The organism is Hanstruepera ponticola (assembly GCF_002940745.1).
Taxonomy (GTDB): domain Bacteria; phylum Bacteroidota; class Bacteroidia; order Flavobacteriales; family Flavobacteriaceae; genus Hanstruepera; species Hanstruepera ponticola.
This window is the reverse complement of record NZ_POTB01000004.1, coordinates 45,750-63,316: the sequence shown is the minus strand read 5'-3', so window position 1 is coordinate 63,316 and position 17,567 is coordinate 45,750. Positions and strand designations below refer to the sequence as shown.

The 17,567-nt window shown below is 31.5% G+C and carries 17 protein-coding genes; 1 reads left to right on the top strand and 16 read right to left on the bottom strand.

The genetic code is table 11. The features are described from left to right. Window positions 1-187: 187 nt before the first annotated feature. The 13 genes from C1S72_RS14265 to asnB all read right to left on the bottom strand — a co-directional run bounded on the left by C1S72_RS14265 (window position 188) and on the right by asnB (window position 10,822). Window positions 188-868, bottom strand: a complete 681-nt coding sequence (locus tag C1S72_RS14265; RefSeq protein WP_104736418.1) for a CPBP family intramembrane glutamic endopeptidase — start codon at window positions 866-868, stop codon at window positions 188-190. A gap of 24 nt (window positions 869-892) precedes the next feature. Further along, a complete protein-coding gene (locus C1S72_RS14260; protein WP_104736417.1) occupies window positions 893-1,456 on the bottom strand; it encodes a helix-turn-helix domain-containing protein in 564 nt (187 codons plus the stop codon). 105 nt (window positions 1,457-1,561) lie between these two features. Beyond that, window positions 1,562-2,257 (bottom strand): DUF6090 family protein, encoded by a 696-nt coding sequence (locus C1S72_RS14255; protein ID WP_162920000.1) that lies wholly within the window; start codon window positions 2,255-2,257, stop codon window positions 1,562-1,564. 31 nt (window positions 2,258-2,288) lie between these two features. Beyond that, the gene (locus C1S72_RS14250) at window positions 2,289-3,032 is read right to left on the bottom strand and encodes a DUF6090 family protein (RefSeq protein WP_104736415.1); all 744 of its coding nucleotides are present in this window, start codon (window positions 3,030-3,032) and stop codon (window positions 2,289-2,291) included. Further along, on the bottom strand, window positions 3,025-3,780 hold the full coding sequence (locus C1S72_RS14245) for a DUF6090 family protein (protein WP_104736414.1): 756 nt from the start codon (window positions 3,778-3,780) through the stop codon (window positions 3,025-3,027). Before C1S72_RS14245 ends, C1S72_RS14250 begins: the two co-directional genes overlap by 8 nt. Next, window positions 3,773-4,471, bottom strand: a complete 699-nt coding sequence (locus C1S72_RS14240) for a DUF6090 family protein (protein ID WP_162920004.1) — start codon at window positions 4,469-4,471, stop codon at window positions 3,773-3,775. Before C1S72_RS14240 ends, C1S72_RS14245 begins: the two co-directional genes overlap by 8 nt. Before the next feature lie 28 nt (window positions 4,472-4,499). Next, window positions 4,500-5,249 carry a DUF6090 family protein gene (locus C1S72_RS14235; RefSeq protein WP_205527100.1) on the bottom strand — a complete coding sequence of 250 codons (750 nt, stop codon included), beginning with the start codon at window positions 5,247-5,249 and terminating at the stop codon, window positions 4,500-4,502. A gap of 31 nt (window positions 5,250-5,280) precedes the next feature. Beyond that, the gene (locus C1S72_RS14230) at window positions 5,281-6,039 is read right to left on the bottom strand and encodes a DUF6090 family protein (RefSeq protein ID WP_104736411.1); all 759 of its coding nucleotides are present in this window, start codon (window positions 6,037-6,039) and stop codon (window positions 5,281-5,283) included. Between the two features lie 2 nt (window positions 6,040-6,041). Then, entirely contained in the window at window positions 6,042-6,821 is a 780-nt protein-coding gene (locus tag C1S72_RS14550; RefSeq protein ID WP_104736410.1) for a DUF6090 family protein, read from the bottom strand. Further along, a complete protein-coding gene (locus tag C1S72_RS14220; protein ID WP_162920003.1) occupies window positions 6,818-7,525 on the bottom strand; it encodes a DUF6090 family protein in 708 nt (235 codons plus the stop codon). Before C1S72_RS14220 ends, C1S72_RS14550 begins: the two co-directional genes overlap by 4 nt. Window positions 7,526-7,553: 28 nt before the next feature. Continuing rightward, window positions 7,554-8,309, bottom strand: coding sequence for a DUF6090 family protein (locus C1S72_RS14215; protein ID WP_162920002.1), 756 nt, complete (start codon window positions 8,307-8,309; stop codon window positions 7,554-7,556). A gap of 4 nt (window positions 8,310-8,313) precedes the next feature. Then, window positions 8,314-9,042 (bottom strand): DUF6090 family protein, encoded by a 729-nt coding sequence (locus C1S72_RS14210; protein WP_104736407.1) that lies wholly within the window; start codon window positions 9,040-9,042, stop codon window positions 8,314-8,316. Window positions 9,043-9,160: 118 nt separating this feature from the next. Further along, entirely contained in the window at window positions 9,161-10,822 is a 1,662-nt protein-coding gene (gene asnB, locus C1S72_RS14205; RefSeq protein ID WP_104736406.1) for an asparagine synthase B, read from the bottom strand. 261 nt (window positions 10,823-11,083) lie between these two features. On the opposite strand from asnB, the gene C1S72_RS14200 reads away from it, so the two are divergent. Beyond that, window positions 11,084-11,626, top strand: a complete 543-nt coding sequence (locus tag C1S72_RS14200) for a DUF2911 domain-containing protein (RefSeq protein WP_104736405.1) — start codon at window positions 11,084-11,086, stop codon at window positions 11,624-11,626. 69 nt (window positions 11,627-11,695) lie between these two features. Here the strand turns inward: C1S72_RS14200 and C1S72_RS14195 are convergent, their stop codons facing one another. The 3 genes from C1S72_RS14195 to C1S72_RS14185 form a co-directional block, all read right to left on the bottom strand. Beyond that, a complete protein-coding gene (locus C1S72_RS14195; protein WP_104736404.1) occupies window positions 11,696-13,951 on the bottom strand; it encodes a tail fiber domain-containing protein in 2,256 nt (751 codons plus the stop codon). A 93-nt stretch (window positions 13,952-14,044) separates the two neighbouring features. Continuing rightward, the gene (locus C1S72_RS14190) at window positions 14,045-14,689 is read right to left on the bottom strand and encodes a response regulator (RefSeq protein ID WP_104736403.1); all 645 of its coding nucleotides are present in this window, start codon (window positions 14,687-14,689) and stop codon (window positions 14,045-14,047) included. Between the two features lies 1 nt (window position 14,690). Then, window positions 14,691-17,564, bottom strand: a complete 2,874-nt coding sequence (locus C1S72_RS14185) for a sensor histidine kinase (RefSeq protein WP_104736402.1) — start codon at window positions 17,562-17,564, stop codon at window positions 14,691-14,693. Window positions 17,565-17,567 lie beyond the last annotated feature (3 nt).

The following is a 17,567-nucleotide window of genomic DNA, read 5'->3' as shown; positions in this document are numbered from 1 at the left end:
TGGTTTGATTTGTTTTTATCAACATTTGTTAATTACTTAAAAGTGGCTTAAATTGCTTGAAAAGTGGCTTAAAATAGATTTCATCTGTTTTATATCAATCTTACAAAAGCAACAATTACAATAATGCGTTAGAACTCATTTTTCACGCCTCAATAGGTGATTTAATTAATAAGTAAATGCTACAATTTTAGCTTGATTTTAGCAAATATTTTATAAAAATTAAAGTGAAAATAGATGGAAACAAACCTTTAAAAATTAGAAACAAAAAGTTATTCCATTCAGAAATATTAATTCTAGAAACTTCTGTGAAAATTAATTCGCCATAAGGTTGAGACTCGAAAAAACATGCATTTATTAAGTTTACACCCAAATGAAACCCTAAACCCATCATTATAGATTTTGTCTTATAAAACGTATATGCCCATACGTAACCAGTAAATCCAGTAATGATAATAACATAAAGGATTGGAACAATTCTATCACTTGCCATTCCATAAGAAAACACATGGTAGATCCCAAAACACAGAGCTGAAATGAGCACTCCCCATTTTGCCCCTAGCCTATTAATTAAAATATAAAGAATGGCACCTCTAAATACTAAATCTTCGGTAAGGGCTGACTTTAAATGGTATAAAAAAGCATTGAAAAATATAGCGTAATCTATTGTTTTTGATTCCCATTCTACATTTAAAATTTGAGTTTCAAAAAAAATGTTTAGCAATACAATAATTGAAATAACTAAAAACCCTAGAGCAAATTGACCTAAACTTTTAAAGCTTGGAACAATTCCTAAAACATCGATATTTTTTTTCTCAATAAGGTGTAGGAGCACCCATGAGACTATTATTATAACTAATAATCCTAACATTGTAATTAAATTTAAAAGGTTAAACTATTTTGTTTTTAAAAAAGGTATCGAAAGTGGGTAGTAACAAGTTTGCGAACCTAATGCAGACATCACATTTTTAAGACTTATAATTATACCGAACAGAAAAACGGCTCCCGTAACGAAAAAATTAACACCTGGAATTAGAAAAAACAGGAGTAATGAAATAATGACCAATAGGTTTATTGTACAATGAAAGTTCACAACTGCGCGACCATGTTTATCATAAATTTCATTGTCTTCTGCTTTACTCATCCACGTGAATAATGGAAATAATACATTTGCAAATGGAATAACTAATCCAAAAAAAGGCGATGCATGCAGTAACAGCATCCATTTACGTTGTATGGCTTCTTCTTTAGGATTATCTAGAACAATTAAGTCGTCAACTTCAATATCTAATCCTACTGCAAGTAATTTTACAGTCTGTAAATGCGGCTGTACTTCGCCTTTCTCAATTCGTTGAATGGTTCGTACACCAACTGTTGTTTTTTCGGCCAATTCATCTTGAGTTAAGCCTTTTAACTTACGTTGGTAAAGTAAATTTTCTTTAAGTGATGGATGTTTCATTTTGTATCATTTTGATGGTACAAACTTACAGTGTTATGTTGGTTTTTTACACGCCATTTAAATGTCACCTATCTGTCATTTACAATGTTTATGGGATTTTCAGGCTTATTTTTTTAATTCAGCGTCAATTTGACTCATTAAATTATCTAATCTTAAAATTTCATTATTATAAAGCCGATTAAGGATTTTTGGTATTCGTTCGCGATCTCTTAATCGATTAAGAAATACTTTATCGTTCATGAATTGATTTTTAAGAAGGTCATCGATTGGAAGTTCACGTTTATCGCCAATTTTATAAAGATTAGCATGTTCATGTAAGTAATCGCTATATATATTATATGTTTTTTTATCTATAGTTTCCCATTCTCTAATAATCTTTAAATGTGCTTGCCACGACCCGATGGCTAGTCGCAAACTATCATTAGTTATAACATCTAATTTACCAGAGCCTAATATATCTTGTATGGTACCTTCTTGCGATTGATATACGGTAAACCCTGTAGCATTCATCATGCATCTAACGTAACTCATTAAGCTTAATGAAGCTAACTCTCCTGCTTTTAATTTCAAAATAGAGTCTGCAGATTTAGACGTAAATTCAGTTTTCTTTATTACACGATCAAGCTCTACTTTATTTGCTTTTAGATCTGCATAAAAATTTTTTAAAAATTGTGTTTCTTTAGAGGTGTTTTTTCTGTTTTCATTCCAATTATTAATTTGAAGCGCAATCAGAATACCTATTACTACAAGAATAATTTCACCTATAGCGTATTTAATGTATTTACCTGTTTGATTTTTCATAATTAGAGATTGGCGTATATGGCGAAAGAATTTAATCATGCTTATCTTTTTGAGCATTCAAGATATCTAAAAGCTCCTCTGTCTTTGCTAAAACCTCTTTAGTTAAACCAAGGTAACGATTAATCGCATGGTTATTTACCAATAAGGCATTTATGTATTGTGGTGCAAGTTTAACTGGATCAACATTTGCCCAAAGCTGTTCAGCTAGTGCTTGATTTATATCCTCACCCAAAACATAATTTTCCTTATAACTACTATAAAGGCTAAAATAGGAATTTCTATTACCGTTAGAAACCCCAATCTCAAATGCTTGAAGCCGATTAAGCTCCATAATTTCTTGAATAATAAAATCCTCAAACAAATCAATATTGCCAGTAGAAGTTAAAATGTTAAGCGTATTAGTATTATACGTATTCATTGTTCTCAAACCTATTAACCCCGAAATTTGAGCCATATTTTTAACATCTTTGGCTTTTGTTATTGGTTCTTTAATAACTGCCAACAAAGAATCTGAATGCTTTACAAAGCGCTCTTCATTCTCTTTGAGTCTTGCATTTAATTGAATGGTATCTTTAGTGAGATCATTTATTAAATTTTGAACATAGACTTGTTTGAGCTTATTTTTTTTGGAAGCTTCATACCAAGTGTTAACTTGAAGTGCTATCAATATACCAAAAACAACAAGAACAATTTCCCCAATGGCATATTTAATGTATTTACCTGTTTTATTTTCCATAAGTAAATTTTGACGGATTTTACGGAAGAATTTAATCATTTTGAACTTGCATTTTTCTAAATTTAGCCAATAACGTATTCGTCTTTTCCAAAACTATAGGTAAAACACGTAATGATAACCTATAAGAATCTCCTTTTGCCAAAACCAATGCGTTAAATTCAGTAGCATGATCTCTTGTTGAAATTTGTTCCCAAATAATATCAGCTGCAATAGTGCCATTTGCAATTAAATTAGACTGAAAAGGAACTGGGTATTTTTGGGCATAGGTGTGAATATTAGCAAGGTAACTCTCCAATGTATGTGCATTGGCATCTAAAGCGGATTCTTGAAGATTATGCAAGGCATTTAAATCATTAATTATATCGCTACTAAATAAACCAATATCTCCTGTAGAGTTAAGCACTTCATAGGTGTCGTTATTATAGTCACCTTTTATCCATATGTAATAACCATAATCATACCTCGCAATTTTGAGTATAGTATCCAATGGTTTCGTAGAATTAGAAACGCGCTTTTCAAAACTACTTAAAAGCATAGAATCTGCCTTAATACCTTTTATTCTTTGGCTTAAATCTAGGCTATCTTTTCTTAAATCTTCAATTAAATTGTTGGTGTATTGACCCAGCATATAGCTGTTTTTTCGCCCTTCATTCCAATTATTGATCTGCAAGGCAATTAAAATACCAATGACAACAAGGATAATTTCGCCGATGGCGTATTTAAAGTACTTTCCTGTTTTATTTTCCATAATTAGAGATTGACGTATATGACGGAAGAATTTAATCATTTAACTGCTGTATGTAATCAGTACAAATTTCTATTGTTTCAATATTTAATTGTAGTAGTTCTTTTAGCTCCTGATTATTACTTAAGGCAAAGTTATTTACGAGCCTGTTTTGTATTTCATTATCTTTGATTATGTCATTGAGTAGATTTTGATCTATGATTTCATGGGTAATAAATAATCTGCCATTAGTTTTTTCATAAACTAAATCTCGCATAATATTCCTATTTTCAACATAATTTTTGCCTGTGTTTTCTTCCATACTGTCATAGGCATTGTAAAGCTTTAGTATTTGACTCCTTAACATTTCATCTTTGATGAGCGAAAGTCCACCAGCATTTTTCACTTCTTCTATGGCTCCTTTGTTAGGAACAAAATTTTGGATACTACTAAATATGGCCCTCAAAAAGTGAATAGATAGTGAATCTGGTTTTCCCGTTTTACCATCAAAATAGTCGAGCAATATGTGTTTTGAATTCACAATTTTGTTTGAAACCATTACCAAATCTGTAAGATTCTCAGCATCGGACTGTAAGTCTTGCGTAAGTAACTCTACATAGTTTTGTTCTAGTTTTTGTTCTTTACTTCGTTGATTCCAGTTATTTATTTGAAGTGCAATTAAAATACCAATAACCACAAGGATGATTTCGCCAATGGCATATTTAAAGTACTTTGCAGTCTTGTTTTGATTCATTAGGTCATATCTGATTTTTCTAAAAAACTTAATCATTTATTTCTGTATCAATTAATTGTATTAGGTTTTCAATAAAATGCACTAAATCTTGATGCAAACCAGCCAGAAAACTATTATTCATAAAAGCAAGCCTTAATCCATTATTAAAAATTTCATTGTTATGCTGCCACTTCGCATCTTCTATAAGTTTAGCATGATTAGAAATTGCAATTTCATCACTACTTAATCGTCTGGGGAATCCATAAGCCGGTTGTTTTAAATCAAAAAAATTGAGCGCGCTTACGTTATTAACATGCGTATCATATAAATATACCTCATATTCCCTCCTCATATGATGTTCTCCCGTTTCAATACCTGCATAAAGTTTTTCTAATTCTAATAACCCGTTTTTTATAGAATCGTTTTTTATCAAGCTCAAATTTCCTGAACTTAATAGTTCTTTAAATGTATTATTATTAGGAACAAACGTATTCCATATAAAAACAAGCTCATACGTATCGGTGTAATCTTGAACAGCTTCAATAGAATTTGGCGCCATTGAGTTTAACAATAGAGAACTAGCTTTAGCTTTTTTGAATCTATAATCTGCAAATTCCTTATTATTCTTAAGTTCACTTTCTAAATCAGATTTTAAGTTTTGAAGATAATTTATTTCTTTAAGTCGTTCTTTGCGTAATTCATTCCAGTTATTAATTTGAAGCGCTATTAGAATTCCAATAACGACAAGGACAATTTCACCAATGGCGTATTTAAAATACTTGGATGTTTTGTTTTCCATGAGTAATGATTTTCTGATATGACGAAAAAATTTAATCATTTGATTCTAAATTTAAAACAGCATTAATCTGCTCTATACCCTGTAAATTATCATCTAAATATCCTTTTGAAATATGATGCAAAACTTCGGTGTGATTCTTTATTGCATTAATATAATACTTATAGGCGTTATCATTTAATATGCTTTCATAATCTGTTACTTGAGCTGTTCCGCTAACATATTTTCCATCTGTAATTTGAATAGGATACCATACACTAAAATAATTTGAAGCTTTGTTGATTCTAAAATCTTCAATTTGGTCAATTGCAGTTTGTTCCATTTGGCGCAACCAATTGAGGTTGCCTTCATATATTCTAAATATCAAATCTCTCAATTCCAAATCAGATATTAGGTCTAATCCTTTAGATTCAATAGTTTTATACGCCCCAGCATTAACAATAAATTTTGTCCAAACAGCAGTATTAGCAAAATGAACTTTTAGAGTATCTGAATATGGCAATTTTTTGTTTATATGATTTACTATTACATCCGAAGATTCTATCAAATTTTCTTGCATTCTTATATTGAATTTTAAATCTCCAGAATTTCGCTCTAGATCATTTTTAAGCTGAATGAGTAGTTGTTTTTCATAGTTATCTAACTTTCTTTTTTCGTTCCAATTATTTACTTGAAGTGCAATTAAAATACCTATAACCACTAGTATAATCTCTCCTATAGCGTATTTGAAATACTTACCTGTTTTTCCTGTTTCCATAAGTTTAAATCGGATTTTTCTGAAAACTTTAATCATGGTTAGTCTTTCAATTCTTTATTAATAGCAAAAATTAAGCTATCAGAATAGTTAATAATTTGTTCCATCTTTTTGAAATTAGTCTGTTGACCACCTTCAATTAAAGCCAAACCAATTTGTATGTTTTGGTATTTTTCTGAATTTTTATCAAAAAACCAAGTGTAGTTATTAATTTTAAAATTTAGACTGTCTTTATTATAGTCAAGTATCATTTTATAATACCCATCTCGCATAATACGGAATCCCTCGCGCATAGTTTCTGAATTTCCTTTGTTATACAATTCCTCTCTTTCACAGCGCTTATAATATTTTTTAATAGCATTTATTAGTGAATCAGACCCGATAGTATAGAGCTTTCCTGTATTAATTAATTCCTCATATGTACTATTATGTAAATTTAAATAGGCTCCGCCAGCACCCAGATTGTTATTTAAAATAAATTCCAAATCAGATTCTTGCAAACCTCGATACGTTAATTTAAATAATGAGTCACAGTTAGAGAGTGCCTTTTCTAATGGTATATAATTTTTTGGTAGTTCAGCAGATTCAAAAGCTAAAATCTTCATACGATTTTTATTCATTTCTAAATCGTTAATAATTTTCTCCAAAAAGACCTTATTGCTCGATTTCATAAGCCTTTTTGAGTTCCAATTATTTATTTGAAGTGCCAATAAAATGCCGATGACAACCAGAACAATTTCTCCAATAGCATACTTAATATATTTACTGGTTTTATTTTCCATTAGTAATGACTGCCGTATGTGGCGAAAGAATTTAATCATTTTTCGAGTTTTTCTATTTCTTGATCTATTTTAGAAATTAGGTTATTGGCCTTTTTATTAAAGTTTTCAAATCTTTTATATGACCTTAACTGCCTGTAGCCTATTTCTGTACAAACATTATAAAATTCTTCATCTTGCATCATGGTTTCGTAATCAGTAGGAACATACGGCAAATATTCCTGGTTGAGTGTTATATTTCTACGTAGATACTTTTTTGCAAGTGGTAGAAATAATGTTGTATTAATTTGATTCATACTTGACATGTCTGAATTATCCAAAATGTCCATTTCAACTTCAATGAGATTGATAATTTCTCTTCTTAATGGTGTACTAGATATTAGATTGACGCCAATACTTTTAAGGTTTTCAAATCCAGCATAGGTGAAATCCGGGTCCCAATAACCCGAGAAATTAGAAAAATAAACCAGCAAACTGTCATTAAAGGGCGTTTTGTTTTCGTAAAATTCTATGATTTTTGTATTATTAGATAGGCTGGATTTTGTATGCTTAATGCCTTCTGTTAAATTACTAATATTATCTTTAAGGTCACTTTTTATATCCTTTAAGATACTTATTTCTAGTTGTATTTTTTTTCGACTTTCGTTCCAATTATTTATTTGCAAGGCAATCAAAATACCTATAACAACCAGAACAATTTCACCAATAGCGTATTTGATGTATTTACCAGTTTTGTTTTCACTCATAAGGTTTAAGCGTATTTTTCGAAAAAAATTAATCATTTAAATTCATTAATTCTATATTTATTTGGTCTAAACACTCTAATACTTTCGCTTCCAAATTTCTGTAGTTATTTAACATATATACTCTCAAATCTTCATTCATGACTAATGCATTTTTAAATTCTTCGTCTTTTTTGAGGGCTTCAAAATTTATTGGTCTGCCTAACTGCTCACCTGCTTTGAGGTCTTTGCTTAAATCTTTCTTCACAGAAATTCTCTTTAACACAGCTGGCATAACAATTTGATATTGTAATGCATGATCGTCTTGAATTTCAAAATCAATGACATTTTGATAATGAAAAGAATAAAGCTTCGTAATAGTCTGTCGTAAATCATCATTTGAAATAATTTCAAGTCCGCGAGATTTCAGAGTTTCATAGGCACTATAATTCACAACAGATCTTGTGGTATATAGCAGACTTCCGTAATAAACATCTAACGAGTCTGAATACACATCCTGCTCATTTAGGCTTTGCAAAACGACTTGACAGGCTTTCAGTCTAATCTTATTAAATTCTATATTAAACCTAACATCTCCTAGGTCAGTTTGTAAATTATTTGCAATTTCTTGTAGATATTTTATTTGAATTTTCTTTAGCTGATTGTTATTATTCCAATTACTAACTTGTAATGCTATTAGAATTCCAATAACAACGAGGATAATTTCACCAATGGCGTATTTGAAATACTTACCCGTTTTATTTTGTTCTAGAAGTGATTTGCGGATATGTCTAAAGAATTTAATCATTGTTTTATATTGTTTTATCAATAAGTGAAATGATATCTTTGGCTTCTTTAATAATTGGTACTATTACTCTATAGTTATTCCAATAAATATCACCTTCAATATCCAGTAATTTCAGTAAGTCTTTATTAGATTTTAAGTCCTTTGTATTTAACCGAGCTCTTACGTACCAAGTTTTTCCATTTACATAGCTAAGTTCAAGAACCTTTTCACGTAACTTAATTCTTTGAGAATATGTTTCGTTATATTCTCTAATGAGTTCTTTACCACGTGGCAACCAGTTTTCATAAAAACGGATCAATCTATTTCTTAAAGAATCATTAGTTATTTTATCTAAACCTATTGCTTTTAAAGATTCGTATGCACCTTTATCATATGTAAAAAGTATACCTGTACTTGCATCATTAAAATTCTTTCTAATAATACTATCATGTGCTTTTTCATTACTGTGCATATTTTTTATCAAGTTCTCTATTCCCTTTCTTTTCGGTAATATTCGCTCTTCCAATATGGATTGATTTCGTTCTAAATCTAGTTGTATAGAAGTTTTAATTTCTTTTAAAATTTTGGTTTGAAACTGGTTGCTTTTTCGGTTTTCATTCCAGTTATTAATCTGCAATGCAATCAAAATTCCAATCACCACAAGAACGATTTCACCAATAGCGTATTTAAAATATTTTGAGTTATTACTCTCTACAAGAAGATTTTGACGTATTCGTCTGAAGAATTTAATCATATACAATTTTACCGTAAAACGGAAATCTTATTGGTTGGTTAATGTCTAAAGATAACCATTTTTTGAAATAAAAAAGCCAGTTTAAAAACTGGCTTTCAATAATTTACGAACACATTAATTAATAAGCATCATCGTGTACTTTCGCGACTGCTCTTCCAGATGGGTCGTTCATGTTCTTGAAGGCTTCATCCCACTCTAAAGCTATTTTTGTACTGCAGGCTACACTAGGTTCCTGTGGTACGCATTTAGCCGCAGCATCACTTGAAAAATGGTCTTCAAAAATGGAGCGATAATAAAACTCTTCTTTGTTTTGTGGAGTTTGTATTGGGAATCGGAAATGCGCATTGGCCATTTGATCATCTGAAACACCCCTTTCTACCACTTCTTTTAAGGTATCAATCCAACTATAGCCCACACCATCACTAAATTGTTCTTTTTGTCTCCAAGCTACACTTTCTGGTAACATATCTTCAAACGCTTTACGAATTACCCATTTTTCCATGCGTTCACCATTTATCATTTTATCTTCCGGGTTGATTCGCATAGCTACATCCATAAATTCTTTATCTAAAAACGGCACACGACCTTCTATACCCCAAGCCGCTAAACTCTTATTGGCACGTAAACAATCGTACATATGAAGTTTGCTTAATTTTCTGACTGTTTCTTCATGAAATTCTTGAGCATTTGGTGCTTTATGAAAGTATAAATACCCACCAAATAATTCGTCTGCACCTTCACCAGACAAAACCATTTTTATCCCCATAGATTTAATAACACGAGCCATTAAATACATTGGTGTGCTGGCGCGAATGGTTGTAATATCATACGTTTCTAAATTGTAAATCACATCACGAATTGCATCTAACCCTTCTTGAATGGTGAATTTAATTTCGTGATGAACTGTTCCTATATGGTCTGCTACTTTTCGAGCAGCAGCCAAATCTGGTGATCCTTCTAATCCTACCGAAAAACTATGCAATTGCGGCCACCAAGCTTGTTCTTTGTCATCTGCTTCAATACGCCGTTCAGCATACTTTTTGGCAATTGCGGATGTTATTGACGAGTCTAAACCTCCTGACAACAGCACACCATAAGGCACATCACTCATAAGTTGTCTATGAACAGCATCTTCTAATGCTTGTCTAATTTTAGCAATTTCTGTTCTATTGTCTTTAACGGCTTCAAAGTCTTCCCAGTCTCGTTGGTACCATTTTACTAGCTGTCCATCTTTACTTGATAGATAATGACCCGGAGGAAATAATTCAATTTTTGAACAAACCCCTTCTAAAGCCTTAAGTTCCGAAGCAACATAAAAGGTACCATGCTTGTCCCAACCTATATACAAAGGAATAATTCCCATATGGTCTCGTGCCACAAAATATTCATCCTTATCAACATCGTAAATAGCAAAACCAAAAATGCCGTTCATGTCATCAACAAAATCAACTCCTTTTTTCTTATATAGTGCCAAAATCACTTCACAGTCACTTTCGGTTTGAAACTTGTAATCAGGAAATTGCTTTCTCAATTCTCTATGATTATATATTTCGCCATTAGCTGCCAGTATGAGTTTTTTATCTTCACTCAATAAGGGTTGTTTACCTGAAGTCGGGTCGACAATAGCCAATCGTTCATGAGCTAAAATAGCTTTGTAATTATCAAATATTCCACTCCAATCAGGTCCTCTATGACGAATAGTTTTTGCCATCTCTAATATTTGAGGTCTTAATTCCTCTGTATTTTGTTTTAAATCAAAAGCACATACAATTCCGCACATAATTCAAAATTTTGTTATAATTATTAAACAAATATGATATATAATTTAACAATAAATAGTTTATTGACCAATTTAATTTCATATTATAACCAATATAATATATTAATGTATAATTTGTAATTTAAAAATACTGAAAAACAATAATTTTCTTAATGTTGTAAACTTTAACAGAACCTTTCGACTTTAAGATTATCAATTCAATAATTTTACACCTATTAATTAACCGTTTTTCACAATTGTGAAAATGAAAAATCTATTTCAATGAAAAAAGTATCAATTATTTCAACAATTACCGTAGCATTCGTCATGCTATTAGCCGTGAATGTTTCTGCGCAAGATTTTGAAGGATTAAACAAGAGTCCTATGGATGCAGCTTCTTTTCCAACAAGCTATAAGGAATCCAATAAATTAGTTAAAGTAATTTATAGCAGACCTCAACTTAAAGGAAGAGATTTAAATTCATTAGCTCCTAATGGAAAAGTTTGGCGTACAGGTGCTAATGAAGCAGCTCAAATCACATTTTACACGAACATGAAAATGGGAGAACAAACAATAAATGCTGGAACATACTCGCTATTTACTATTCCTGGCGAAGAAATGTGGACAATTATAATCAATAAAGACATCAATGTTTGGGGAGCATATTCCTACAAAGAATCGAATGATGTAGCTCGAATAGACATACCAAAAACTTCAGGTGAGTTTTTAGAAGCCTTTTCAATTACTTTTGAAGAATCAGATAACGGTGCACTTATGCACATGGGATGGGGAAAAACAAGAGTTGCTATACCGTTTACAAAATAATCATCAAGAATTACATACCCACTACAAAAAAACGCCTTGATTTCTCAAGGCGTTTTTAACTATTAAAAATTATAGTTTTTGGTTGGTTGGTGCTAGTTGTGCTTCTATTTTTTCAATCCTACTCGATAAGGTTTCAAAATTCTGCAATTTCAATTTTAAAGCCTCAATTTCTTTTTGTTGTTGCTCAATACGTTTTTGTTGTTCTTGTGTTGCACTTACGTTCAACATACTAATGGCGTCATAATCCACACTATGAAAATCTTCTACTTGACTACCAAATACAAATATTTGATTACCAAAATCATTAATAGTTTTTTTAATAACTAAAGACTTCTCTGAAACTTTTAATACTTCAGCCAAAACCTCTATATTATCTTTAGTAACAAGTTTAATGGTATCTCCTTTTGAGAGCGAAATTGACTTTGAAAATTGCAATGACATATTTCCATTATTCAATTGTTTTACTGCAGCAAGTTGGTATACGTTAGGGATAAACTCTGTTGATAGATTTACAGCATTTGGCAATACTTCTTTTACTTGTTGTGCTATAACTTTTTTAGACACCATATCGCCTTTCATTTTATAATCTTTAAAGCTATAATCTGTAATTTCTATATTCATTAGGCTTTTTAAATCCTCTTTGCTATCACTAATACCAACGATGTTTTTAATACGTTCATCAGAACCCGTTGCAAAACCAAGAGATGAGAACATAGCTCTTGAAGCCGCAATACTGTACGTCCATCCTGAACCATTTGCACCATAACCAACACTAGCATTAAGGTAGTATGCTGGTGCACTATTAAGCCCATTAATAAATGAGGTAACATGCAATGGGTAAGATGGTGTAGTTGTACCAATACCCACATTACCATTTTTTAAAATAGTTAAGGCATTAGATCTTGAAGTATTACTTAATCCATTACCTACTTCAAAAATAGGATCAGTTCCAACATGAACTGTAGGATTTCCTGGGGCTCCAACATTAAATAGACCAATAGAAAATGCACCTACACTTTCCGATCTTGTACCATAACCGTGAGCTGAAGCAAGATAACCTTTTGCAGAGGAATTAAATCCGGAAGTGAATGCATAATTTCCCATAGGACCATTTCCAACACGATATGGATTTCCTGTCGCTTGCGTAACCACTTCACTAGAAATAGAAAGATCAACTGCTTCAAATCCAAGACTACCATGACGTGTAAGATCACGTCCAATTAATCGAAAACCAGCCGTACCACCACCATCATCAACTATACGCTCCAAGCCCGTTGGGTTTGTTATTGTTGGTTGATTGGTTAAGTCGTTATAGTCGCCGCTAAATGTTGCATCAATATAATTTGCATCAGCATATTCTTTTGTTATTAAGGCTTTATTATTTGTAATTTCAGAAATATCAAAGGATGGTGCTGTTATGGTCCCATTTTTAAGAACTGTAAGCGCATTAGAACTCCCAAAAACTCCATTTCCAATTTCAAACAAGGGGTCTGTAGATACCCAAGCTGTAGTGTTACCTCCACCAACATTATTATATCCTATAGCAGTCGAAAAACTAGCAGTAGCTTCTGTTTGGTTTCCCATTGCTACTGAATTAACACCAGATGCTTCTGTATTTAATCCCATTGCAGTAGAATTTTCACCAGAAGCAATTGTGCTGCGTCCCAATGCGGTAGATGTAATACCAGAAGCTGTTGTACTTAGGCCCATTGCCGTAGAGTGAATAACCGATGCATTGGTACCAGCTCCCAATGCTATTGAATAATCACCTGAAGCAATTGTACCATTCCCGATTGCAAATGCATTAATTCCAGATGCTTCAGTATTTAATCCAATTGCAGTAGAATTTTCACCCGTTGCTCCACGAGTACCACTTGCACTATTTGAATGACTATGATCTACTGCATTTAAACCTATATTTCCATAGTTTGCAGGGTTTTTATCTATTAACCGCCAGCCTATACCATTGCCTTCATCAAGAGCTTCCAAGCCTGTTGGGTTAGCACCTAAGTAATTGGTGTCTCCATAATTTTTTTCGATTAAAAACACCCAAGATGTTGTGGCGTTATCCCAATAATAAAACCCTTTGGCAGGCGCACCATTACCAGTTGCATATACCAGCATACCATCTTGATTAACGCCAGGGTTACTTGATGGAAACTCATCTATTTTTGGAATTAATAGTCCATCTGTATTACTTGGTGTCGTTTGACTAGAAGATTTAATATCTAAGCTTGCCGAAGGGCTTGTAGTTCCAATACCCACTTGCGCAATGGTTATTTGAAATATTAAACTAAACAGGGCAACGATATATCTAGCTTTCATAACGAATGATTTTAACTGTTACTGCAAGATATTTTATATTAACAGCGAATAAAATACGTAGTTTATGTAAAAACTACGTAGGCCTACGTAGTACTATATGGAAAGAATAAAATCCTTATGCTCCTGTGCCCAATTAGAAAGTGCATCCATCTCATTTGTCAAATCTAACTTTTTAATAATGTTAGATCTATGCTTCTCTACTGTACGTGAAGAAATAGAAATAATATTTGCAATATCTTTTGAAGAATTACCCTGTGCAACCAAACGCACAATGGTTCTTTCTGAAGGAGATAAGAACTTCATTTTTTCTAATTCTGGTGATACTTCATCTTGGTTTACACGCTTAAATTCTGAACTAAAATAGGTTTCTCCACTTGCTACTGCTTGAATACATTTATGAAGCTCTACCGATGGTTCATCTTTTAATATATAGCCATGAATATTTAATTTTTGTGCTTTTAAAATAAAGCCTTTCTCTTTGTGAGAGGTGAGAATAATAAATTTTGTATTTAGGTTTTTGTCTTTACTTTTTTGAATGACCTCAAAACCTGTAAGTAAAGGCATTTGAATATCTAGTATAGCTACTTCAGGTTTAAGTGAAGTTATTTCACTTAAAGCCATTGCACCATTATTTACTGCCGCAACTACATTATAGTTAAATGTTTCCAACTCATCCACCAATCCTTTTAAAAGTATAGGATGATCATCTGCCACTAGTAAAGATATCTTATCACTCATTTTACACTGGTATTGTAACTTCTATTGTTGTCCCATTATTTAAAGTACTTATAATGTGGAATTCTCCTCCTAATATACGTATTCGTTCTGTCATGGTTTTTAGTCCTAAACTTTTTTGTCTTAACGCAGCAATATTATCAAACCCTTTTCCATTGTCTATGACAGAAAGTTTAACAATTTGGTTTTTATGTTCAATAACAACTTCTAGTGATTTTGCTTGAGCGTGTTTAATTACATTATTAACTGCTTCTTGAATAAAACGATAAATATTTAAGCTTTGCTCTTCGTTAAATAATTTGTTTATAGGATCTATATCTACTGAAACAAAGAGCTCTGTTTGTTCGTCAAGATCGTATAACAATTGCTCTATACTTTCAGTAAGCCCAAGTTGTTTTAGGTTAGATGGGTACAAGGCTCTGGATATACTTCTTACTTCTTCTAAAGCTTGATTGGTTAATGAAGAAAGTTCTTCTTGTTTATTATTTTGAGCTTTCTTTTTTATTAAGGTTAATTGCTGCCCAACACTATCGTGTAGATCCTTAGAAACACGTGTACGTTCTTCTTCTTGAGCCTTAATTAAATCTCTTGAAAATCTTTTTAATTGTTCTTTTTGGACTTTATTCCTCCAAACTATAATTATTAATGCGAGTAATGAGTTTAATAATACAAAACCAATCCAAAACCAAGGCAACCTCCAAAAGGGAGCTTTTATTTTAAAAGGGTATGAATACATATTTTCCTGCCATATGCCATTCCCATTGCTTGCAGTAAATTCAAAAACATAATCTCCAGGAGGAAGATATGAGTATACTACTGTATCATCATTTGTATCACCAGACCAAAGATCACTATCTCTTAAACCTTTTAGTCTATATTTATACGTTACATTTTCTGGATTAGAAAATGTAATTGCTTCCATATTAAATGTAAGGTAATTACTTGTATAAGGAAGTTCTAGAACATTATTCTTACGATATAAGCTATCGTTTAGTGTTTCAGAGAACACTGACACCTTGTTAAGGTTAATGTTTGGCGCAGTTATGTTGTAGTTGTATTTTTCTTCATCAAATAATAGTAAACCATCTGAAGATGCTGCTACTAATAGTCCATTATCTGTGAATTCTAAATTATGGTTACTATCGCCTTTAAATGAAGCGTTAAAAAAATCTTTATTAAAAAAGTAATTTTTAGAAACCACCGAATCTTTTTGTAATAAATAATTTAAATCAATCTTTTTAAGAAATTTTTGGGTTCCTAACCATAAATAATCCTTATTAACTTTAAGGGTATTCAAATTATCTAATTTTCCAAAACGACTAAGTGGGAAATTAGTAATAGAAATAGAATCATTAGTAAAAGATAAGAATGAAAGTTGTTCTTTATTAAGATCTCCTAAAACTATATTATTCTCTCCATAAGAATCTATTCCAAAAAAATATGAATCTTCAAAATCTTCAATATCAATTTCCTTTAATTGCCCCTTATAAAACTGAAGCAGCGCATTTCTATGCGCAAAAATATAGCGATTTTTTAGCGCTCTTATACCCAAAAAATACTTATTCCTATTGTTATGGTTTATAATCTTAAAATCGTTTTCCTTCAAAAATTCATAATGTTCTCTTCTATAAAAAATTGATTGAATTGAATCGTTATAAAAATGTCTGAAATGCCCATCCTTAATTAAGTTTGGGATATTTTCATTATTTAAGCGGAATATGCTATCAAATGTTGAAAACAACATCTTATCATCAGCTGCTTTTGAAATACCGTAAATTGGTTTATCTACAATAGTATTAACTTTTTCATCCTTTAGAGATATGAGACTTTGGTCGGTCGCAACCATAATTTCATCATCAAATGGCAAAACTCCTATAATTTCATCTGAATTAAATCCGACTTCGGTATTGTATAATTTAAATGAGAAGTCTCTATATTTTATTAAACCATGTCCATCTGTTGCTAACCAAATGTTATCTTCATTATCTTTGATTACTTTATAAATGTAAGGTGTTGGTAACCCATTTTCTTGATTTATAATTTTACAGGATTTATTTAATTTATTATAAATTCCAAATCCATTACCCTCAAAAGCCAATAGCAATTCTTGGTTGTTTAAAGGATATATGCCATAAACTCTATTTTGGTCATAGTTCGTGTTATTAAATTTTTCTTTAATAGTAACTTTATCAGACTCTAAACTGACCATTTCTCCATAAGTCCCAACCCATAATGCATTACCATCTTTTAGTACGGAATAACAAATATTATTTAAGTCGTGCGTATTATTATCAATAAATTCAATTTTAGCAGGGTTTAGTGTAAGTTTTGCTATGCCATAATTAAGCGTAGCTATATAGATTGTATTCTCATCAAACCAAGTGACATTAAAATGTATAATTTTGGTATTGGATTTGTTCTCCACTTCCAATTTAGACAATACACCTTCTTTATAAGTCAGAAACCCATCTTTACTAAACATGTAAATTGTACCATCTTTTGATTCCAGAAATGCAGCGATATCTAGAACTCCATCTGGATGTAAATTGGTTAAATTTGTTATACTATTTTCATGAATAATTGAAGCTCCTTTAGCGCGAGTTCCAATCCAAATCCTACCTTTGGAATCTTCAAAAACAGTATTAATATAATTAGAAGATAAGCCATTATTTACATTGTAGTTATTAAAATCCTTTCCGTTAAAACTAGACAATCCTCCGGGAGTAGCCAACCAAATTCTATTGTCTTTTGCTTGAATAATTTCATTAATAGAATTATGTGCTAAACCATCTTGAGTAGTAAATTGCTTGAAGCTGTATTTCTGCCCAACAGTTAATAAGGGTAAAATAAACAGAAAGAAGAAAACGTATTTTCGCATATA